Below are 18,628 nucleotides of genomic sequence, written 5' to 3' on the forward strand. Positions count from 1 at the left end.
CTGCAAACGCGCTGACTCGCTGACAAATAGCACAATCGTCCGGCTACTAGCGGGTAGGCTTGAGTCCACCACTGCCGATCCACGGCAGCTTGCACGGACACGCCTCATGCCCAGCGCTCCTCTGTATTTCGACTATGCCGCCACCACGCCGGTCGATGACCGCGTCATCGAAACCATGCTCAGTTGCCTGGGTCGTCAGGTCAACTTCGGCAATCCCGCGTCCAGCGGGCACCTGTTCGGCCAGGCCGCCCGTGAAGTGGTCGAACAGGCCAGGCGTCAGGTCGCCGAGCGCGTCAATGCCAACCCTGAGGACATCATCTGGACGTCGGGCGCGACTGAATCCAACAACCTTGCCCTCAAGGGCATCGCCCAGGGCTGGGGCCAACCCGGACATCTGATCACCAGTCAGCTCGAGCACAAGGCCGTGCTCGATACGGTCAGCGAACTTGAGCGTCACGGCTGGGCGGTCACTCGTCTGGCGCCAGACGAAACCGGCCTGATCCAGCCCTACGCGGTGCAGGCGGCGCTGCGCCCCGACACGCGCCTGGTGTCATTGATGGCGGTGAACAACGAGCTGGGCACGGTCACCGACGTCGCGGCCATTGCTGAGCGGGTGCGCGCCCATGGCGCCCTGTTGCATGTGGATGCGGCACAGGCGGTTGGCAAGCTGGGCATTGACCTGCGCGCCATGGCGGTGGACCTGATGTCGTTTTCAGCGCACAAAGTCTACGGCCCCAAGGGCATCGGCGCACTGTATGTCGGACCCCACGCGCGACCCCTGATGCGTGCGCAGATTCACGGCGGCGGCCATGAGCGCGGGTTACGTTCGGGTACCTTGCCCACCCATCAGATCGTCGGCATGGGCAGTGCGTTTGCCTTGGCCGGTGAACCAGGCGACCAGGAGCATCAGCGCATCGAACGCTTGTCCAGGCGCTTGCATGAAGGCTTGCTGAGCCTGCCAGGGGTAAGTCTCAATGGCGATGCGCGGCAGCGGGTGGCGCACACCTTGAATCTGTTGATCGCGGTCGATGGCTTCAACAGTGCAGCGCTGGGCAGTGAACTGGCGCTGTCCACCACCTCGGCGTGCAATTCGGCAAGCAGCGCCGCTTCCCATGTGCTGCTGGCCCTGGGCCTGGACGAGCCGAGGGCACGCCAGAGCGTACGCCTGAGCATCGGGCGATTCACCACCGAGGCCGAGGTGGAGGCCGCGATTGGCGTGCTGCAGCGGGCCTGCACGGCCGCTGCCGGAGCGCTGTGGTAGTGCGTGACGAGCCGGCTGCGGCAGCTGCCGCAGCCGGCTGCATTCACAGGAAGGTGAACACCGATTTGGCCGGCAGGCGCGACTTGTTCAAGCCGGCGTTGAAATCCGCCTCGCTGCGATAGCCCAAGCTCAGCACCACCACGCTGCTGAAGCCTTGTTCCCGCAGGCCCAATTCGGCATCCATGACCTTGCTGTCGAAGCCTTCGATGGGCGTGGCATCCAGACCGTGGGCGGCAGCGCCGAGCAGTGCGGTACCCAGCGCCAGGTAAGTCTGCTTCTCCATCCAATGCTGCAGGTCTTTAAGATCGTAGCGATGCAGGTTGGCATAGCCACGGCGAGTCTGGTCCTGCCCTGCGCGGGCTTGCTGGTCACGGAAGCGGCCATCGGCCTGTTCTTGCTCCAGCACAGCATCTAGATGCGCTTCGGTCATGTCGGTACGGGTGCAGAACACGATCACATGCGAAGCATCGAGGATCTTGGCCGTGTTGTAGGCGAACCCGCCTTCAGTGGCCTTGGCCAGGCGAGCCTTGCCTTCTGCGCTGTCCGCAACGACGAAGTGCCACGGCTGCGAATTGACCGACGATGGGCTGTGGCGCAATTGCTCGAGCAGCGCGTCGATCGTCGCCTGGGGAATCTTGCGAGCGGCATCGTAAGCCTTGGTGGTGTAGCGGCGTTTGGCCAGGGAGACGGTATCCATGCAACAACTCCATTAAGCAGTAGGGAACGTGTGACGCATCTTATCTGTTCTGCGACGCAGAAAAACCGGCAGAATGCAGCAACACTTTTATTGCTGGAGTGAAAATGCTGCGTTTGACCGATCTGCACCTGTTCGTGCGCAGCAGCGCTTTGGGTAGCTTCACCGCTGCCGCCCATGAAGCCCACCTGTTGCCGGGACAAGTGGCCGCCGCAGTCAAGCGTCTGGAGCGCGACCTTGACGTGCGCCTGTTTGCGCGCACCACCCGCAGCCTGCGCTTGACCGCTGAGGGCGAGCGCTACCTGCCCACTGCCCAGCAGGCGTTGGAAATGCTGCGCCAGGGCCATGAGCAGTTGCATGCCAGCGCCAATGTGCTGCGCGGCGTGCTCCAGGTATCGGCGCCCTCCGACATCGGCCGCAACTTGCTGTTGCCCTGGCTCAGCGCGTTTCGCCGCGAGCACCCGGCGCTGGCGCTACGCTTTTTTCTGTCTGACCAGATGGCGGACTTCAGCCGCGACCCGGTCGACGTCGCCATTCGCTACGGCCTGAATCAGGACGCCAACTACATCGCCTTGCCCCTGGCGCCGTGGAACCGCCGGGTGCTGGTGGCAGCGCCCGGCTACCTGGCCCGGCACGGCCGCCCGCGCAGCCCCGAGGAACTGGCGCACCACGACTGCCTGTTGTACTTGCAGCACAACCGGGTGTTCGATAAATGGCAGCTGGGCAACCGCACGGTGCAGGTCCATGGCCCGCTGATCAGCGACGACGCCGATGTGGTGCGGCGTTGGGCGCTGGAAGGCGAAGGTATCGTCTACAAGTCGTGGCTGGATGTCAGCGCCAACATCGCCGCCGGCGAGCTGGAAGTCCTCTTGCCGGATTACCCCGGCGAAGCCACACCGGTAACCTTGGTCTGCCCCCATCGCAAGCAGCTGTCACCGGCCGTCAGCCAGTTGCACCTGTGGTTGCGCGAGCGTTTCGCCACGTTGCAGCCTGCACAAATGTTCTAAACCGCCCTGTCCGAGTCGGGTAAGGTTGACTGCCCTGCCCTGAACTAAGCCTGCTGCCATGAGTAACTGGATCGATCTCAAGCAAGACGCCGACACCGGCATCGAGTCGGTTCGTGCGCATTTCGTCGGCCATGCCTACGACCCGCACTGGCACGACAGCTTCCTGGTCGGGGTGACCGAGCAAGGTGTGCAGCAATTCAATTGCCGTAAGGTGCGGCATCAAAGCACGGCAGGTCATGTGTTTCTGCTCGAGCCGGGCGACCTGCATGACGGTGATGCGCCCACCGCCGAGGGTTTTACCTATTCGACCTTGTACCTCGATCCGCAGTGGCTGGACACCGAACTGCGCGCGCTGTTCGACCAGGTGCCCGGCGACAGCCTGCCGCGCTTCGCTGATACCTTGTGCCAGGACACCCGCCTGGTGTGTGCCACAGCCCTGGCGTTTCAAGCGATGCATGGCCAGGAACTGCGCATCGTGCGCCAGGCGGCGCTGGACCAACTGCTGGCCGCGCTGACCTGTCACCTGCACTGGCGCAAACGCCTGAACCCCGACCCGCGCCTGCCACTCACCGCCCAGCGCGCGCGGGATTTTCTGCATGCGCACTTTGATCAGGACATTGCCCTGGAACAGGTCGCGCAGGCCTGCGGGGTCGACCGTTTCCGCTTGACACGGGCGTTCAAGAGCGCCTTTGGCCTGGCGCCTCACGCTTACCTCATCCAGCTGCGCCTGGCCCGCGCCCGACGCCTGCTGGGCCAGGGCCAGACGCCCGCCGAAGCCGCCGTGGCGCTGGGCTTCGCCGACCAGAGCCACCTTGGCCGCTGGTTTCGCCGCGCCTATCGGCTGACCCCTGCCGACTACCGCAGGCGCTGCTCAAACCTTCCAGACTGAACCGGCGGCCGTTGCGAGCATGGGGCTCTTTTCACACGGAGCCGTTTTCCATGTCGCAATCGTTGTTGGCGTTCTTGTTATTCGCCCTGGTGTCGAGCATCAGTCCCGGGCCGACCAACCTGCTGATTCTCGCCCACGGTGCCCGCCGCGGCATGCGCGCGAGCCTGGCGCCAATACTGGCCGGGTGCGGCGCCGCGGCAGCGGTGGTGCTGCTGGTCGGCCTGGGCCTGGATGAGCTGCTGGCGCGGCATGCGCAGGTTCAGCACATGATGAACTGGGCGGGCGTCGTGTGGTTGAGCGTGCTCGCCTGGCGCATGCTGCGCAATGCAGGGCAGCCGCTCGACAGCGCCAGCGGCAAACCCTTCACGGCATTGGACGCAGCATCCCTGCAGGTGATCAACCCCAAGGTCTGGATGATGGCCGTGGCCGTGATCGGGGTCTTTGCAGCACCCTCGCTGCCCATCTGGCAACTGGCGTTGGTGTTCCTGCTGGTCGCCCTGCCCTGCATGACGGCATGGGCGCTGCTGGGCGTGGGCAGCGCCCGCTGGCTGAGCCGCCCTGGGCGACTGTTGTGGTTCAACCGCACACTGGCGGTGTTGTTACTGGCCTCAGCCTGGACAGCGGTCTTGCGCTGAGCGCCGCCCAGGCCGCGGCTCGCCGATCAGTGCGGCAAGGCCTGGCGCAAGCGCTGGGTGCCGGCCAGCGCCAGGAGCAGCCCCATCAACGCAACGCTACCGCCGACCAGGCCGATATTGGCCACGCCCAGCTGGCTGCTGACGATGCTGCCGAGCAGCGCACCGCCGCCGATACCGATGTTGTAGATCCCCGAAAACAACGCCATGGCCACGTCGGTGGCGTCGTGGGCCAATTTCAGGGTCTTGGATTGCAGCGACAGGCTGAAGCTCAGGATCGCCACACCCCAGAACATGCTCAGCGCCGCGAACACATAGAAGTGCCCAGACAGCGGCAGCAGCAACAGCAGGCACGCCGCCAGCACGGCGATCGAGCCCAGTAGAAAGCCATGGGGGAACCGCTCGCTGTAGCGGCTGAACAGCACCGAACCAAGCACCCCAGCGCCGCCGAACAGCAACAGCAGCAACGTGGTGCGCTCGCCGCCGATCTGCGCCACCTGCAGGGCGAACGGCTCGATATAACTGTAGGCGGTGAATTGCGCGGTGATGACCAGGGTCACCAGCACGTAGGTGATGACCAGTGCCGGTCGCTTGAACAGCACCGGCAGGCTGCGCAGCGAGCCGGAGTTCTGGCTGGGCAGCAACGGCAGCGACTTGACCAGGCACAGCATGGTCGCCAGCGCCACGCCGGCAATGCTCAGGAAGGTGATGCGCCAACCCAGTGCTTCACCGACCACCCGCCCGAGCGGGATACCCAGGACCATCGCCAGGGTCGTGCCGGTGGCCAGCAGACCGAGCGCCTTGGCCTGTTGGCCCGCAGGCGCCACGCGTACCGCAAGTGAAGCTGTGATGGCCCAGAACACCGCATGGGCCAGGGCGATGCCGATGCGGCTGACCAGCAGCATGGCAAAACTCTGTGACAGCCACGACAGCAAGTGGCTGACGATGAACACCAGGAACACGAACAGCAGCAGGCGCCGACGCTCGACGTTGCGGGTCAGCAGCATCATCGGCAGCGAGGCCAGCGCCACCACCCATGCATAGATGGTCAGCATCAGGCCGACCTGCGCCGTGCTCATGTCGAAACTCGCACCGATGTCGCTGAGCAATGCCACCGGGACGAACTCGGTGGTGTTGAAAATGAAGGCGGCCAGCGCCAGGGCAATCACGCTTAGCCAGCTGCCGCCACCGACGGTCGGTGGTAGCTGGGTGGGGATGGGTCCATTCATGGATAAGAATCGCTTCTGGGCAGACAGGGCAACAGAGCGCGCGCCAGCGGCCGGGGTTCGGCAGCGCTGACGCACGGTTTGTCATTGGAAGGAATGCCCGGCATGGTACGCGTCACGCCAGGCCCTCACAACCCCGCGTCTGCCCCTCTACCAGAGGTTGGGACGAGGGCCAGGCTCAGCCCTGCAGGGTGGCCATGTCGATGACGAAACGGTATTTCACATCGCCGGCGATCATGCGCTCGTAGGCCTGGTTGATATTGCGGATATCGAGCATCTCGATGTCACAGCGGATGTCGTGCTTGGCGCAGAAATCCAGCACTTCCTGGGTTTCGGCGATGCCGCCGATCAGCGAGCCAGCCAGCACGCGGCGTTTCATCACCAGGTTGGCAGCATGCAGCGCCGGGTCGATCGGCTCGATCAGACCGACCAGGATGTGCACGCCATCGAATTTCAGCGTTTCCAGGTACGGATTGAGGTCGTGCTGCACCGGGATGGTGTCGAGCAGGAAGTCGAAGCGGCCCGCGGCAGCGCGCATCTGCTCGGCATCGGTGGAGACGATCACATGGTCGGCGCCCTGGCGACGTGCTTCATCGGCCTTGGCCTGGGAACGGGTGAACAAGGTGACTTCGGCACCGAGGGCCTTGGCCAGCTTGATGCCCATATGGCCCAGGCCGCCCATGCCGAGAATGCCGACCTTGTGGCCAGGGCCCACGCCGTGGTGCTTGAGCGGCGAATAGGTGGTGATGCCGGCGCACAGAATCGGCGCAGCGCTGGGCAGGTCCATGCCTGCGGGAATGCGCACCACGAAATGGTCGCTGACCACGATGCTGCTGGAATAACCGCCCATGGTGTTGCTGCCATCGACCCGGTCCGGGGTGGCGTAGGTCATGGTCGGGCCTTCCAGGCAATATTGCTCCAGCTCCTTGGCGCACGCTTCGCAGTGGCGGCAGGAATCGACCATGCAGCCGACCCCGACCAGGTCGCCAACCTTGTGTGCGCTGACCTGCTCACCCACGGCGGTGACCCGGCCGATGATCTCGTGACCGGGCATCAGCGGGTACACGGCGATGCCCCACTCGTTGCGCGCCTGGTGAATGTCGGAGTGACACACGCCGCAGTAGAGAATGTCGATGACCACATCGTCAGGACGCGGCGCGCGGCGCTCGAACTTCATGGGCGCCAGGGGGCTGGTCGGGGTTTGCGCGGCGTAACCGATAGCAGTGTACATACGGGACCTCTCGATGAAGTGAAACGGTTCAGTGAGGCCATTTTGCCCTTCAAGCCTGTGACCCGCCACGGCTGATTCTCCGACATCCATGCCTGATCGTCCGAACCTTGCACCCAGCCTCTGGCGCTGACCAGCCAATCTGCGATGATGCCACTGTCTGATTCTCTGTCCTGGTACACCATGCAACTGACCCGTCACGTCGATGCCAACGCCCCGCTGTGCGCGCTCATCCGCCGCCTTGCCGAACGCCCGGGGTTCGTCCCAACCCACCTGCCTCAGGTGCAAGTGCTGAGTTGGGACCACTATGTAGCCAGCAGCCCGCAAATCTACGAGCCGAGCCTGATGATCCTGGCGCAGGGCAGCAAGCTGGCGCGCCTGGGGCCGCGCACCCTGGAGTACGGTGCGGGGCATTACCTGGTGCAGGCCCTGTCGGTGCCGTTCATGTGCGAAACCTTCGCCACCGCCGATGTACCGCTGCTGGGTGTGGCAGTGGACATCGACCGTGGTGTGCTGGGCGAATTGGTGCAGAGCATGGGCCTGGCCCCCGATGCTGTGGTACAGGCGCAGACGCCACAGTCGATGACCTCGGCGGCGCTGGATGCGCCGATGCGCGCATCGGTCGAGCGCCTGCTGCAGTGTCTGCAAGACCCGGTGGACGCCAAAGTCCTGGGGCCGGCGCGCGTGCGTGAAGTGCTCTACACCGCACTGCGCGGACCGCAAGCTGGGGCGCTGCGCGCGCTGGTCGAGCAGCAGGGTCACTTTGCACGAATTGGCGCGGCACTCATGCACCTGCGCGAGCATTACGCCGAACCCTTGAGCGTCGAGGCCCTGGCAGCGTGTGCGAACATGAGTGTCTCGACCTTCCATGAGCACTTCAAGCGCTGCACCGACATGGCGCCAATGCAGTATGTCAAGCGCCTGCGCCTGCTCAAGGCCCAACAGATGCTGATCGGCGAAGGCTTGGGCGTGGCGCAGACGGCGCATCGAGTGGGCTACCAGAGCACCTCGCAGTTCAGCCGCGAGTACAAGCGCCAGTTCGCGCGCAGCCCCGGCGACGAACTGTCGTACCAGAGCCTGCCGGTGTGAGCCGCCTCAGGCGTCGCCCAGCGGCCATTGCGCCAGTGGCCAATACCGCCCTTTGCGCGATTCGTAAAGGGTGAACACCCGGGCATCGAGGAAGAATTCCGGTGCTACCCCCGCTTCGGGCGCCTGGTGGCGGAAGTCGCGCGACAAGGTCAGGTGCGGGCGATACTCGCGGCCCTGCTCGCCAAAGCCCATCGGCAGCAGTGCCTGTTGCAAGGCGTAGACCAACTGGCGCAGGGCAGCTGGCGTTTCCTGCGCCTCCAGCGCCAGCACGCCGGCGCGTTGCCAGCTGTTCAACCGGTCGAGCACCAGGCGAAGTGGCGCTTGCGGGCGCGTGAGGGTATCGACTGCGGCGCAAATCGCCGGTACCTGCGCGGCGTCTACGTCCCCCAGAAACAGCAAGGTCAGGTGGAAGTTTTCGCTAGGCACCGGCTTGCCGCTGCGCAGGTTCAGACCACGCCGCCAGTGGGCGATGGCGCGGCGCTGGCTATCGCTGACCGGCAAGGCGAAGAACAGCCGTTTGAACGGGGCGCCACTGGCGCGGATGGCCTGGATCATAGGAACTCCATTGCGTGAAACGTTTGCGCTCGCTAGCCGGTCATGCCCGCAAATCGCCCCGGCTCAACGTAACAATATGTACAAACTGCCCCCATGATTGTTTATGCTGGCGGGCTTACGCCATGGCGCATGGCCATTTTTCGACAAGTAAACGTCCATGAAAATTGCACTCGTACTGATCTTCGTTCTCTCGATCGCCTACGTTCACCTGCGCGGTCGGGTACGCCACAAGTTGACCCGCCAGCTGGGCGATCACTCAAGCTTCCTGGCGCCGGTCAACAGCTTTCTGTACCTGTTTTCCAAACACCCGGCCAAGCCCTACTTGCCCGTCGAGGCCTTCCCCGAGCTGCAGCCGCTCCAGGAGCACTGGCAGGAAATTCGCGCCGAAGCGCAGCAGTTGCTGCACGTCGGCGAGATCAAGAAATCCGACAACTACGACGACGTGGGTTTCAACTCGTTCTTCAAGACCGGCTGGAAGCGCTTTTATCTGAAGTGGTACGGCGAGAGCCACCCCTCGGCGATGACCCTGTGCCCGCGCACCACCGAGCTGCTGCAAGGCATCGGCACGGTCAAGGCGGCGATGTTCGCCACCTTGCCGCCGGGGGCCAAGCTGGTGCGCCACCGTGACCCATACGCAGGGTCGTACCGTTTCCATCTGGGCCTGGACACGCCCAATGACGATGGCTGCTATATCGACGTGGACGGCGAAAAGTATTCGTGGCGCGATGGCGAGGGTGTGGTGTTCGATGAAACCTACATTCACTATGCGGCCAACACCACCGAGCACAATCGCATCATCCTGTTCTGCGACATCGAGCGGCCGCTCAAGTACCGCTGGGCCACCGCCTTCAACCGCTGGTTCAGCCGCAATGTCATGGCCGCCGCAGCAGCGCCCAACGACGCCGGCGACAAGACCGGTGCGATCAATCGTCTATTCACCCGCATCTACCGCATACGCGAACGCGGCAAGGCGTTGAAGAAGCGCAATCGCATGCGTTACTACCTGGAAAAGTGGCTGGTGGTAGCGGCATTGATAGTGCTGTTCATCTACATCTGATGGTTCGAGGAAGCGCCATGATCGACATTCGCCCCATGACGCCCGATGACTTCGAGCGTTTCTGGCCCACCTTGCAGGCAGTCGTCCAGGCCCGCGAAACCTACGCGCTCGATCCCGAGCTCGACTTCGCCCAGGCGCGCCGGCTGTGGCTTGAACTGCCGCTGCACACGCTGGTAGCCGAAGAGGACGGTGAGCTGCTGGGCTCGTATTACCTCAAGGCCAATGCGGCGGGACCCGGGGCCCATGTCGGCAACTGTGGCTATATGGTCTGCGCCGCTGCCCAGGGCCGCGGGGTGGCACGGCTGATGTGCGAACACTCACAGAAACTGGCACGCCAGGAAGGCTTCCTGGCGCTGCAGTTCAACAGCGTGGTCGCCAGCAACGAAGTGGCCGTGGCGCTGTGGAACAAGCTGGGCTTCGAGACGGTGGGTCGGCTGCCCAAGGCCTATCGCCATGCCCGCCTGGGCCTGGTCGACTGTCTGGTGATGTACAAATGGCTTGCCGATGCGCCGGTGGTGGAGACGCCTGCGTTGCTGATCGGGCGCAACAATATCGAAGCGCGGGTTTCGCGCCGCCGCGGGCGCTAGGACGTGTAGCAGCTGCCTGGCCTGCCCCGCCGCCGTGCGAGACGAGCGGTGGGGCAGTGCCTCAGGCATCCAGCATCAGAACGCCATGCCGACTTTGAAGCCAAACTCGTCACGCTTGAGCTTGGTATTGTCGGCTACCGGCGAATCTTCATCGAGCTTGTATTCGGTCCGGGTGTAGTAGACGCCGGCCTGCAGCGGCAACGCGCCTTGCTGGTTCATCAGCAGGGTCACTTCGGCATATGGGTTGGTACGGTCTTTCAGGTCCACCGTATCGCTGCCGAAATCGTCGACCTTGAGGCGGGCGCGGCCATCGATGGTGTGACGTGCGCCGACTTCAACGCGCAGGGTCGAGGCGTCGAACTGATGGTTGTAGCCCAGCGCCGCCTTGGCGAACGGCGACTTGTAGGTCAGCTTGGTATCCAGGTCGTTGATCTCTGGCTCGAAACGCGTCCAGCTGTAGCCGCCACCCACGGTGACGTCGACGAAATTACGCGCATCCAACGCCGCACGCCAGCCCAGGTCCAGGTCGGCTTGCGCTTCCTTGAGCTTGTCGTCGTTTTTCTTGCCGTACTTGGCCTCTGCGCCAATCTGGTAGATGAACCCGGACTCGGCGGTCATCTTGTTGCCGAAGGTGGCGAACAGACCACCTTGGCCCAGATGCTCCTTATCCGACTCACTGCCGCCTTCGAACTTGAACTTATTGTAAGCACCCAGCAGACCAACGCTGAACAGCGGGTCGGTGCTTGGCGCGGCATGGGCGAGGATTGGCGAGCTGACCAGAGCGAGCAGGCCGGCGTGACGCAGCAGGTTGCGAGCGAACATACGAATACAGTCTCCATGACAGTAAGACAAATGACTAACGAGCGCTTCGAGGCGAACCTCGGCGAAAAAGTTCGGTTAAATTCACGAGAAATTCACGAAATTTTCATTAGCTACTCAGCGGCGCGCCGCTGGGTCGGAGGTTTCGTGCTTGATCAAGCTAGGAAAGGGCTACCAACAATGAAACAAAAGTTATAAGATAACGTTTCATTTGACATCAATTCCTGCCTGCGACCCACTTCCATGACCAGCGCCTCAGCGACTCCCACCCTGCTCCACCAGCGCCTGCAAAGCATCGACGCCCTGCGCGGACTGGTGATCGTGTTCATGTTGCTCGATCACGTACGCGAAACCTTCTTCCTGCATCGCCAGGTTGGCGACCCGATGGCGATAGATGCCACCGACCCCACGCTGTTTTTCAGCCGCACGCTGGCGCACCTGTGCGCTCCGGTGTTCGTCCTGCTGACCGGGCTGTCGGCCTGGTTGTACGGCGAGAAGCACCAGGGCCGCAGCGATGTCTCGGCGTTTCTGTTCAAGCGCGGGCTGTTCCTGGTGGTGCTGGAATTTACCTTGGTGAATTTTGCCTGGACGTTCCAGCTGCCACCGAGCGTGGTGTACATGCAGGTGATCTGGGCCATTGGCGTCAGCATGATCGCGTTGTCAGTGCTGGTGTGGCTGCCGCGCACGGCATTGCTGGTGCTCGGCGCGCTGATCATCGCCGGGCATAACCTGCTCGACGGCGTGCATTTTGGCGTGGGTTCGGCCATGCATGTGCCATGGGCGATCCTGCATGACCGCGGCTGGTTGCAGGTTTCCGAAGGCCTGCGCCTGCGTACCTCCTACCCAGTGTTGCCGTGGATCGGCGTAATCGCCCTGGGTTATGCCCTTGGCCCATGGTTCGCCCGGGGCAGCCAGCCGGCCCAGCGCCAGCATCGGCTGTTGCTGGCCGGATTGCTGGCGTTGTGCGGTTTCGTCGCACTGCGCCTGTACAACGGCTACGGCGAAGCGCCCTGGAGCGCCTACCCGAGCATCACGCAAACGCTGATGAGCTTTTTCAATATCACCAAATACCCGCCATCGCTGCTGTTCCTGGCACTCACCCTGGGTTGCGGCCTGCTGCTGCTGCGTGGTTTCGAGCGCGCGGGCGCGGCGCGCTGGATCAGCGTGCTGGCGGTGTTCGGCGCCGCACCGATGTTCTTCTACTTGCTGCACCTGTACGTGCTCAAACTGTTGTACCTGGCGTGCGTGGCGCTGTTTGGCCTCAATCAAGGTGCCTATTTCGGCTTTGAGGGCATTGGCGCGGTCTGGTTGGCGGCAGTCGCGCTAGCGGCAGCGCTATACCTGCCGGTGCGCTGGTTCGCCCAGCTCAAGGGCCGTCGCCGCGACATCGCCTGGCTCAAGTACTTCTGATTTAGCGTTTTGCCCCGGCGAGCGGATGGTCTACCATGCGGCCGCCGGTTTCCATCACGGAATCAAAAGGGAATCCCAGGCCCGCCCCAGGCGCGCCAATCGGAACTGCCCCCGCAACTGTAGGTGCCGAGCCTGCTCCATCGATGCCACTGGGTCTATTGCCCTGGGAAGGCCGGAGCCGGGCGAGGACGCACCAGTCAGGAGACCTGCCGGCCTACATTCACCAACCGGCGGGGTGTCCGGGATGGTCATCGGTGTGCCGCTGCGCCAGCAGCGGCGTGGCGATGCCTGTCCGTGCGTTCCTCCCCAGAACTGCCCGATAGGAGATCCCCCGAACATGTCTTCGCAACTCGCCCCCGTTCCAGCGGCGCGCCCATGAGAGCGCTGCTCTACAGCCTGCTTGCCGTGCTGGCGTTACTGGCGGCCGTGCTGGCCGGCACCGCCATTGGCGAAACCCGACTGGCGCCCAGCGTGGTTTACCACGTGCTGGCCAATCACCTGTGGCAGGCCGGTTACCCGGTCGACCCCATTGATGCCGGGATCGTCTGGAACTACCGCCTGACCCGTTCGCTGGTGGCCGCAGCCTGTGGCGCGGGCCTGGCGATCTGCGGGGTGATTCTGCAGGCGCTCTTGCGCAATCCGTTGGCCGAACCTTACTTGCTGGGTTTGTCGGCCGGGGCCTCGACGGGCGCGGTGCTGGTCGGCCTGCTGGGCCTGGGCAGCTTCGCCCTGAGCATGTCAGGCGGCGCCTTTATCGGCGCCCTGGCGGCCTTCGCCCTGGTACTGGTCCTGGCGCGCGCCGCCGGCTCTGGTGCCAACAACGCGCAGGTGATCCTTGCCGGTATCGCCGGCTCGCAGTTGTTCAACGCCCTTACCGCCTTTCTCATCACCAAGTCGGCCACTGCCGAGCAGGCCCGGGGCATTCTGTTCTGGCTGCTGGGCAACCTCAGCGGGGTGCGCTGGCCATCGGTGTGGTTGGCGCTGCCAGTGGCAGTGCTGGGCTTGCTGGTGTGCCTGTGGCATCGCCGGGCGCTGGACGCCTTTACCTTCGGCAGTGACTCGGCAGCCTCGCTAGGCATTGCCGTGCGCCGCACGCAATTGCTGTTGATCAGCTGCGCAGCGCTGGTCACGGCGGTGATGGTGTCGATCGTCGGTGCCATCGGCTTCGTCGGCCTGGTCATTCCGCACGCCCTGCGGCTGTTGCTCGGCCCCGGCCACAACCGTCTGCTGCCCGCCAGTGCACTGGGCGGGGCGTTGTTTCTGATCGCCGCAGACAGCCTGTCGCGTACGCTGATCGCTGGCCAGGTGATCCCGGTGGGCGTGGTCACGGCGCTGCTCGGCGCGCCGGTGTTCGCCCTGATCCTGATCAGCCGCCGGGGGTGCCCATGACCGTCATGCAGCACCTGCAACCTGCACCACTGGCCTGTCGCGGCTTGAGCCTGCAACTGGCCGGCAATAGCGTGCTGTGCAACGTCGAGCTGAGCCTGATGCCCGGGGAAACCCTGGCCATCGTCGGCCCCAATGGCTCGGGCAAGTCGTCGTTGCTCAAACTGCTGGCCGGCTTGCGCAGCCCCAGTGCTGGCAGCATCCAGCTGCTCGGCCAGTCCCTGGCAGGCCTGCCGCGCCGGCGCGTGGCGCAGGCCCTGGCGCTGGTCGAGCAGCACGCCGACACCCTCGATGCGATCAGCGTTTACGATGCCGTCGCTTTGGGCCGCACGCCGTGGTTATCGGCCCTGGCGCCGTTCTCACGGGAAGACCGCGCCATCGTCGAGCAAGCCCTGCTCGACCTGGATGCCGAGCACCTGCGAGCCCGTCTTTGGAGCTCGCTGTCCGGCGGCGAGCGCCAGCGCGTGCACATCGCCCGCGCCCTGGCCCAGCGCCCCCAGGTGCTGTTGCTCGATGAGCCGACCAACCATCTGGACATCCAACATCAGCTGAGCCTGCTGCAACAGGTACAGGCACTGGCAGTGACCACGCTGGTGGCGCTGCACGATCTGAACCAAGCGCTGACCTGCGACCGCGTCGCCGTGCTCGACAAAGGCCACCTGGTCGCGCTCGGTACGCCGCACCAGGTGCTGACGCCCGAGCGCCTGCTGAGCACGTTCGGTGTGCATGCCCATTATCTGACCGACCCGTACGACGGCGCGCGCATCCTGCGTTTCCGCGCCCCCTGAATAGGAACCCCACGCCATGCCGTTGCGCCCCGCCCTCTTGCTGTTAGCCGTTCCACTCAGTGGCCTGGCGCCACTAGCCTGCGCGGAGTCAGCGCAGTCACAGAGCAATGGGCTGGTAGAAGACAGCAGCTGGAGCCTGTTGAACCGTACGGTGTTCGACCAGCGCGACTACCGCCATGGTGGCCGCAATGGCAGCGCGCGCAATGCCTACAAACCGCGCAGCGAGCGCAACGGCATGGCCGAGGAATGGGGTTACGGGCTGATGGGCACGCTGCAGTCCGGCTTCACCCAGGGGCTGATCGGGGTAGGCGTCGATGCCCACGCCTACCTTGGCCTGCGTCTGGACAGCGGTGGCGGGCGCGCTGGCAAGGCACGGCTGTTGGCATTGGATAACGAAGGGCATCCCAAGCGTGAATACAGCCGCGCGGGCGCGGCGTTGAAATTGCGCCTGTCCAACACGGTGCTGTCCTACGGCGAACAACGGATCAAGACACCGGTGTTCAGTTCGTCTGATAGCCGTCTGCTGCCAGAAACCTTTACCGGGGTATTTCTCACCAGCAACGAAGTCGACAAACTCAAGCTGGTCGCCGGCCATTTCACCGAAAATACCGACCGTAACGCTTCCAGCCACGACCAGGGGTTCGTGGTGAACTATTCCGACGCTCGCCAAGGCGACAGCTTCGATCTCGCCGGCCTGGTCTGGAGCCCGAGCGCGGCGTTCAGCGCCAGCCTGTACAGCTCGCGCTATGCCGACACCTGGAATCAGCACTACCTGGGCAGCACCTTCAGCCACGCTCTAGACGAGAAGCAGAGCCTGAGCCTGGACCTGAATCTGTATCGCACCACCGACACCGGCAAGGCGCTGTCCGGGCGCATCGACAACACCACCTGGAGCCTGATCTCACGCTATACCCATGGGCCTCACGGGTTCAGCCTGGGGTGGCAGCAGGTCGATGGCAACACGCCGTTCGATTACGCGTCGCGCGGGGCGATCTACCTGGGCAACGCCGTGCAGCTGTCCGACTTCAATGCGCCGAACGAGAAATCCTGGCAAGCTCGCTACGACCTCGACATGGGCGGCTACGGCGTGCCGGGGCTGAGCCTGAGCGCCCTGTACGTACGCGGTTTCGCCATCGACGGCAGCCATGTCGATCCTGCTGGCGGCTACGCCTACTTGGGTTATGGCCAGGGTGGCAAGCACTGGGAGCGCGACTTCGAAGCCCGCTATGTGGTGCAAAGCGGCAAGGCCAAGGGCACCACGTTCTCGCTGCGCCACAACCTGCACCGGGGCAACACGGCGCAGGCGGAGCTGGATTCGGACCAGCTGCGCCTGGCCGTGGAATGGCCGCTGTCAGGCGCTTTCTGACAGCCCCCAGGCTTGACGCTCATGCTCGGTAAGCGTGGACAGCACGTCGATCAAGGCGTTGTGCAGCTCTGCGCTGACATTCTGATGCACCCGGTAGTTGCTCAGCAGATAGCGCTTCACCGTCTTCGGCCAGCTGCCGTCCTTGTGCGCCGCCAGGATGATGCCCTTGGCATCCTGGTAGCTGGCGGACGGCCTGACCTTGGTCAGCAGTTTCTCGAAATCGACATAGGTCCATTCGTCCCTGCGGCTCTCGAACGCGTCGAGCAGGTCGAGTTTGTACAGCGCAAGATGTGCCATGGGCAGCTTTCCTCCGTCATCGTGAAAACTGCGACGGTAAGCAAATCGTCCGGCCAAAGAAATGAACATGACGGCTACGCAGCATGCCCCTGGGTAGGATATTTCCTAGGGCAACAACAGCTGGTGCATGTGCGTGGTGCGCCATATCGGGTCATCCTCGACATCGACCACGGTGAAGCCCTGGCGCTCCCAGAACACAATGGCCCCCGGCAGGAACGGATGGGTATGCAAGTACAGGCATTCGACCGACGCGGCCCGGGCATGCTCGCGCAGCGCCGTGACCAATGCCGCTGCCAGGCCATGGCGACGGTATTCGGGCAGGACGAACAGGCGCACCACCTCGACCACGCGGCGGCCGCGGTAATCCAATTGGGCAAAGCGGTGGTCGTAGGGGCGATAGCCGATACCTGCGATCAAGCGCCCGCGATCGCGCGCTTCGAGGAAACAGCCCGCGCCGTCCAGGTAGGTCTGGGCGAAATGGGCCAGGTCCTCTGGCAAGGGCGAATCGGCTAGCGGCGCAAACAGCGCGCGACGGGCAGCGTCGATGAACGCCACGACTTCATCGACGTCATCGCGGCTGGGGGGTTGGATGGTCCAGTGAGGCATGGCCGACGCACCTGCTATGAATGGCCGCTTTTTCTACTGCACAGGCAAGCTGCTGGCAAGCCGACACCGCTATAATCACGACCTTCTGAAGCACGCGCCCAAGGCCCCCCATGCCCCGCATTCCGATGTTGCTGCTCCCTTTGCTGCTGACTGCCGCCCTCGCCGGCTGCGAGCAGAAGCCCAGCCGCGAGCAACAGATTCTCGCCAACCTGCCCTTGCAGGAGGCGTACGAGCACAATATCCAGCGCATGGCCGCGCTGCTCACCCGCACCCACCCGCAACTCGATCAGGCCACCATTGACGCAGTTCTGCGCAAGCACCTGACGGTCGAAGACCAGCGTCAGGACCTGTTCAAGCTGTACAGCGAAAAGAACTTCAGCGATGCCGAGTTCGCCACCATCGTGGCTGCCACCCACGATCCGGCCAAGGCCAAGGCGCTGGAGCAGACCGAGCAAGGCCAGCAACTGAGCGACAAGCTCACCGCGCTGATGCGCGAAAGCGCACGCGATACGCAGGTGCAGGCGAAGGCCGAGCAACGCATGCAGCAGGTCGAGGACGAATTGCAGGCTCTGGAGCGACCGCAGCCCTGAGCGGACCGGAGGCGATCAGCGTCGCCAGGCAACGGTTTGCAGTGATCGATTTGCCCGCTGCCCGGTCCAAGCCACATCGTTCACCTGGAGACTGACCATGGCCCGCCTGGGTTTCGCCTGTATGTACCGCCACCCCCAGCGCAGCCTTGAGGTCAAGGCGCTGGAGGCCTTCGAGCGCACGTTCAATCCGCGCACCACGACCCTGCGCTGGGTATCCGGCGCCACTCAGGAGGCAGCCCGGGCCAAGCTGCTGGAACTGGTACAACACAACCTCGACGCGCAACTGCGGCTGCTGGCCTATGTTGCCGATTTGCCGCCGATGTTGCGCATGCTGCGCCTGAGCAGCGACCTGCTGCCGCTCTACAGCCACCCCAGCGCCACCGCGTTGTACCAGGACAGCGCGTTCCAGGCCTTGATGGCCGAGCGCTTCGCCGCCATCGGTGCCCTGGCCCGCGAGCGCGACATCCGCCTGTCGTTTCACCCCGGCCAATACTGCGTGCTCGGCTCGGACCGCCCCGAGGTGGTGGAAAACAGCCTGGCCGAGTTCGAATACCACGCCGACATGATCCGCATGATGGGCTACGGCCAGCGTTTTCAGGACTTCAAGTGCAACATCCACATCGCGGGGCGCCTGGGCGCCGAGGGTGTGCGCCACGTATGGCCGCGGCTGTCGCAAGTGGCACGCAACGTGATCACCTTCGAGAATGACGAAAAAACCTACGGCGTGGACGACTGCCTGGGCCTGGCCGACCTCGCCCCGGTGGTGCTGGACATCCATCACTGCTGGATCCACGAAGGCGACTACATCGACCCCGCCGACCCGCGCGTGGCGCGCATTATCGACAGCTGGCGCGGCGTGCGCCCGACCATGCATTACTCTCAGCCGCCGGAGCACCTGCAAGCGCTCGGCTTCAGCGCCGAGCGCAAATTGACCATCCCTGCCTTGCTCGAACAGGTCAACAAACGCGATCTGTATGCCCACAGTGCGCAGATGTGGAACGACTGGACCAACCGGTACGCGCTGCAGTTTCTCGAGCGCTTCGACATCATGTTCGAGGCCAAGGACAAGAACCTCGCCACGCTGGACTTCTACCAGCGCTATCTGCAGTCACCGAGCTGAGCGCGACGACTATCCGGGCGC

20 protein-coding genes and 1 riboswitch are annotated in these 18,628 nt (G+C 64.1%); of the genes, 13 read left to right on the top strand and 7 right to left on the bottom strand.

Annotation, left to right across the window (positions count from 1 at the left end):
* Window positions 1-106 precede the first annotated feature (106 nt).
* Window positions 107-1,261 (top strand): cysteine desulfurase family protein, encoded by a 1,155-nt coding sequence (locus FS665_RS09885; protein WP_145187054.1) that lies wholly within the window; start codon window positions 107-109, stop codon window positions 1,259-1,261.
* Window positions 1,262-1,304: 43 nt separating this feature from the next.
* Here the strand turns inward: FS665_RS09885 and nfsB are convergent, their stop codons facing one another.
* Window positions 1,305-1,958, bottom strand: a complete 654-nt coding sequence (gene nfsB, locus FS665_RS09890; RefSeq protein ID WP_145187086.1) for an oxygen-insensitive NAD(P)H nitroreductase — start codon at window positions 1,956-1,958, stop codon at window positions 1,305-1,307.
* Between the two features lie 104 nt (window positions 1,959-2,062).
* Here nfsB and FS665_RS09895 point away from each other — a divergent pair, with 104 nt between their 5' ends.
* Genes FS665_RS09895 through FS665_RS09905 form a run of 3 tightly spaced genes read left to right on the top strand, consistent with a single transcriptional unit; the run spans window position 2,063 to window position 4,486 of the window.
* On the top strand, window positions 2,063-2,962 hold the full coding sequence (locus tag FS665_RS09895; RefSeq protein WP_145187089.1) for a LysR family transcriptional regulator: 900 nt from the start codon (window positions 2,063-2,065) through the stop codon (window positions 2,960-2,962).
* 58 nt (window positions 2,963-3,020) lie between these two features.
* Window positions 3,021-3,851: an AraC family transcriptional regulator gene (locus FS665_RS09900; RefSeq protein ID WP_145187092.1), complete on the top strand. Its 831-nt coding sequence runs from the start codon at window positions 3,021-3,023 to the stop codon at window positions 3,849-3,851.
* A 50-nt stretch (window positions 3,852-3,901) separates the two neighbouring features.
* Window positions 3,902-4,486 (top strand): LysE family translocator, encoded by a 585-nt coding sequence (locus FS665_RS09905; protein WP_145187094.1) that lies wholly within the window; start codon window positions 3,902-3,904, stop codon window positions 4,484-4,486.
* A gap of 26 nt (window positions 4,487-4,512) precedes the next feature.
* On the opposite strand, the gene FS665_RS09910 is transcribed toward FS665_RS09905, so the two are convergent.
* Both FS665_RS09910 and calA read right to left on the bottom strand, forming a co-directional pair.
* Window positions 4,513-5,712 carry a sugar transporter gene (locus tag FS665_RS09910; RefSeq protein ID WP_145187097.1) on the bottom strand — a complete coding sequence of 400 codons (1,200 nt, stop codon included), beginning with the start codon at window positions 5,710-5,712 and terminating at the stop codon, window positions 4,513-4,515.
* 175 nt (window positions 5,713-5,887) lie between these two features.
* Entirely contained in the window at window positions 5,888-6,940 is a 1,053-nt protein-coding gene (calA, locus tag FS665_RS09915; RefSeq protein ID WP_145187100.1) for a vanillin reductase, read from the bottom strand.
* 180 nt (window positions 6,941-7,120) lie between these two features.
* Between calA and FS665_RS09920 the strand changes: the two genes are divergently transcribed.
* Window positions 7,121-8,026: an AraC family transcriptional regulator gene (locus tag FS665_RS09920; RefSeq protein ID WP_145187102.1), complete on the top strand. Its 906-nt coding sequence runs from the start codon at window positions 7,121-7,123 to the stop codon at window positions 8,024-8,026.
* Between the two features lie 6 nt (window positions 8,027-8,032).
* On the opposite strand, the gene thpR is transcribed toward FS665_RS09920, so the two are convergent.
* Window positions 8,033-8,581 (bottom strand): RNA 2',3'-cyclic phosphodiesterase, encoded by a 549-nt coding sequence (gene thpR, locus FS665_RS09925; protein WP_145187105.1) that lies wholly within the window; start codon window positions 8,579-8,581, stop codon window positions 8,033-8,035.
* Window positions 8,582-8,738: 157 nt separating this feature from the next.
* Here thpR and lpxO point away from each other — a divergent pair, with 157 nt between their 5' ends.
* Window positions 8,739-9,638, top strand: a complete 900-nt coding sequence (lpxO, locus tag FS665_RS09930; RefSeq protein WP_145187108.1) for a lipid A hydroxylase LpxO — start codon at window positions 8,739-8,741, stop codon at window positions 9,636-9,638.
* 17 nt (window positions 9,639-9,655) lie between these two features.
* Window positions 9,656-10,225 carry a GNAT family N-acetyltransferase gene (locus FS665_RS09935; protein WP_145187111.1) on the top strand — a complete coding sequence of 190 codons (570 nt, stop codon included), beginning with the start codon at window positions 9,656-9,658 and terminating at the stop codon, window positions 10,223-10,225.
* Between the two features lie 75 nt (window positions 10,226-10,300).
* Here the strand turns inward: FS665_RS09935 and FS665_RS09940 are convergent, their stop codons facing one another.
* Window positions 10,301-11,047, bottom strand: a complete 747-nt coding sequence (locus FS665_RS09940; RefSeq protein WP_145187114.1) for an outer membrane beta-barrel protein — start codon at window positions 11,045-11,047, stop codon at window positions 10,301-10,303.
* A gap of 240 nt (window positions 11,048-11,287) precedes the next feature.
* Between FS665_RS09940 and FS665_RS09945 the strand changes: the two genes are divergently transcribed.
* The 4 genes from FS665_RS09945 to FS665_RS09960 all read left to right on the top strand — a co-directional run bounded on the left by FS665_RS09945 (window position 11,288) and on the right by FS665_RS09960 (window position 15,994).
* Window positions 11,288-12,454 (top strand): DUF1624 domain-containing protein, encoded by a 1,167-nt coding sequence (locus FS665_RS09945; RefSeq protein WP_145187117.1) that lies wholly within the window; start codon window positions 11,288-11,290, stop codon window positions 12,452-12,454.
* A 28-nt stretch (window positions 12,455-12,482) separates the two neighbouring features.
* Window positions 12,483-12,683, top strand: a riboswitch (cobalamin riboswitch).
* Window positions 12,684-12,829: 146 nt separating this feature from the next.
* On the top strand, window positions 12,830-13,843 hold the full coding sequence (locus FS665_RS09950; protein ID WP_145187122.1) for an iron ABC transporter permease: 1,014 nt from the start codon (window positions 12,830-12,832) through the stop codon (window positions 13,841-13,843).
* Complete coding sequence (locus FS665_RS09955; RefSeq protein ID WP_145187125.1) at window positions 13,840-14,628, top strand: ABC transporter ATP-binding protein; 789 nt, start codon at window positions 13,840-13,842, stop codon at window positions 14,626-14,628. Before FS665_RS09950 ends, FS665_RS09955 begins: the two co-directional genes overlap by 4 nt.
* 16 nt (window positions 14,629-14,644) lie before the next feature.
* Window positions 14,645-15,994 carry an OprD family porin gene (locus FS665_RS09960; RefSeq protein WP_145187128.1) on the top strand — a complete coding sequence of 450 codons (1,350 nt, stop codon included), beginning with the start codon at window positions 14,645-14,647 and terminating at the stop codon, window positions 15,992-15,994.
* On the opposite strand, the gene FS665_RS09965 is transcribed toward FS665_RS09960, so the two are convergent.
* Window positions 15,980-16,291, bottom strand: coding sequence for a hypothetical protein (locus FS665_RS09965; RefSeq protein WP_145187131.1), 312 nt, complete (start codon window positions 16,289-16,291; stop codon window positions 15,980-15,982). The two genes, FS665_RS09960 and FS665_RS09965, sit on opposite strands and share 15 nt — an antisense overlap.
* Before the next feature lie 105 nt (window positions 16,292-16,396).
* A complete protein-coding gene (locus tag FS665_RS09970; RefSeq protein ID WP_145187134.1) occupies window positions 16,397-16,897 on the bottom strand; it encodes a GNAT family N-acetyltransferase in 501 nt (166 codons plus the stop codon).
* A gap of 110 nt (window positions 16,898-17,007) precedes the next feature.
* Here FS665_RS09970 and FS665_RS09975 point away from each other — a divergent pair, with 110 nt between their 5' ends.
* Window positions 17,008-17,487: a hypothetical protein gene (locus FS665_RS09975; protein WP_145187137.1), complete on the top strand. Its 480-nt coding sequence runs from the start codon at window positions 17,008-17,010 to the stop codon at window positions 17,485-17,487.
* A 97-nt stretch (window positions 17,488-17,584) separates the two neighbouring features.
* On the top strand, window positions 17,585-18,607 hold the full coding sequence (gene uvsE / locus FS665_RS09980; protein WP_145187141.1) for a UV DNA damage repair endonuclease UvsE: 1,023 nt from the start codon (window positions 17,585-17,587) through the stop codon (window positions 18,605-18,607).
* The last annotated feature ends 21 nt before the right edge of the window (window positions 18,608-18,628 follow it).

The sequence above is a fragment of the Pseudomonas sp. URMO17WK12:I11 genome, from assembly GCF_007677725.1.
Taxonomy (GTDB): domain Bacteria; phylum Pseudomonadota; class Gammaproteobacteria; order Pseudomonadales; family Pseudomonadaceae; genus Aquipseudomonas.

What these genes read in the sequence shown, in the direction of transcription:
- FS665_RS09885 (WP_145187054.1), top strand. Translation starts at nt 107, where the DNA reads ATGCCCAGCGCTCCTCTGTATTTCGACTATGCCGCCACCACGCCGGTC.
- nfsB (WP_145187086.1), bottom strand. Translation starts at nt 1,958, where the DNA reads ATGGATACCGTCTCCCTGGCCAAACGCCGCTACACCACCAAGGCTTAC.
- FS665_RS09895 (WP_145187089.1), top strand. Translation starts at nt 2,063, where the DNA reads ATGCTGCGTTTGACCGATCTGCACCTGTTCGTGCGCAGCAGCGCTTTG.
- FS665_RS09900 (WP_145187092.1), top strand. Translation starts at nt 3,021, where the DNA reads ATGAGTAACTGGATCGATCTCAAGCAAGACGCCGACACCGGCATCGAG.
- FS665_RS09905 (WP_145187094.1), top strand. Translation starts at nt 3,902, where the DNA reads ATGTCGCAATCGTTGTTGGCGTTCTTGTTATTCGCCCTGGTGTCGAGC.
- FS665_RS09910 (WP_145187097.1), bottom strand. Translation starts at nt 5,712, where the DNA reads ATGAATGGACCCATCCCCACCCAGCTACCACCGACCGTCGGTGGCGGC.
- calA (WP_145187100.1), bottom strand. Translation starts at nt 6,940, where the DNA reads ATGTACACTGCTATCGGTTACGCCGCGCAAACCCCGACCAGCCCCCTG.
- FS665_RS09920 (WP_145187102.1), top strand. Translation starts at nt 7,121, where the DNA reads ATGCAACTGACCCGTCACGTCGATGCCAACGCCCCGCTGTGCGCGCTC.
- thpR (WP_145187105.1), bottom strand. Translation starts at nt 8,581, where the DNA reads ATGATCCAGGCCATCCGCGCCAGTGGCGCCCCGTTCAAACGGCTGTTC.
- lpxO (WP_145187108.1), top strand. Translation starts at nt 8,739, where the DNA reads ATGAAAATTGCACTCGTACTGATCTTCGTTCTCTCGATCGCCTACGTT.
- FS665_RS09935 (WP_145187111.1), top strand. Translation starts at nt 9,656, where the DNA reads ATGATCGACATTCGCCCCATGACGCCCGATGACTTCGAGCGTTTCTGG.
- FS665_RS09940 (WP_145187114.1), bottom strand. Translation starts at nt 11,047, where the DNA reads ATGTTCGCTCGCAACCTGCTGCGTCACGCCGGCCTGCTCGCTCTGGTC.
- FS665_RS09945 (WP_145187117.1), top strand. Translation starts at nt 11,288, where the DNA reads ATGACCAGCGCCTCAGCGACTCCCACCCTGCTCCACCAGCGCCTGCAA.
- FS665_RS09950 (WP_145187122.1), top strand. Translation starts at nt 12,830, where the DNA reads ATGAGAGCGCTGCTCTACAGCCTGCTTGCCGTGCTGGCGTTACTGGCG.
- FS665_RS09955 (WP_145187125.1), top strand. Translation starts at nt 13,840, where the DNA reads ATGACCGTCATGCAGCACCTGCAACCTGCACCACTGGCCTGTCGCGGC.
- FS665_RS09960 (WP_145187128.1), top strand. Translation starts at nt 14,645, where the DNA reads ATGCCGTTGCGCCCCGCCCTCTTGCTGTTAGCCGTTCCACTCAGTGGC.
- FS665_RS09965 (WP_145187131.1), bottom strand. Translation starts at nt 16,291, where the DNA reads ATGGCACATCTTGCGCTGTACAAACTCGACCTGCTCGACGCGTTCGAG.
- FS665_RS09970 (WP_145187134.1), bottom strand. Translation starts at nt 16,897, where the DNA reads ATGCCTCACTGGACCATCCAACCCCCCAGCCGCGATGACGTCGATGAA.
- FS665_RS09975 (WP_145187137.1), top strand. Translation starts at nt 17,008, where the DNA reads ATGCCCCGCATTCCGATGTTGCTGCTCCCTTTGCTGCTGACTGCCGCC.
- uvsE (WP_145187141.1), top strand. Translation starts at nt 17,585, where the DNA reads ATGGCCCGCCTGGGTTTCGCCTGTATGTACCGCCACCCCCAGCGCAGC.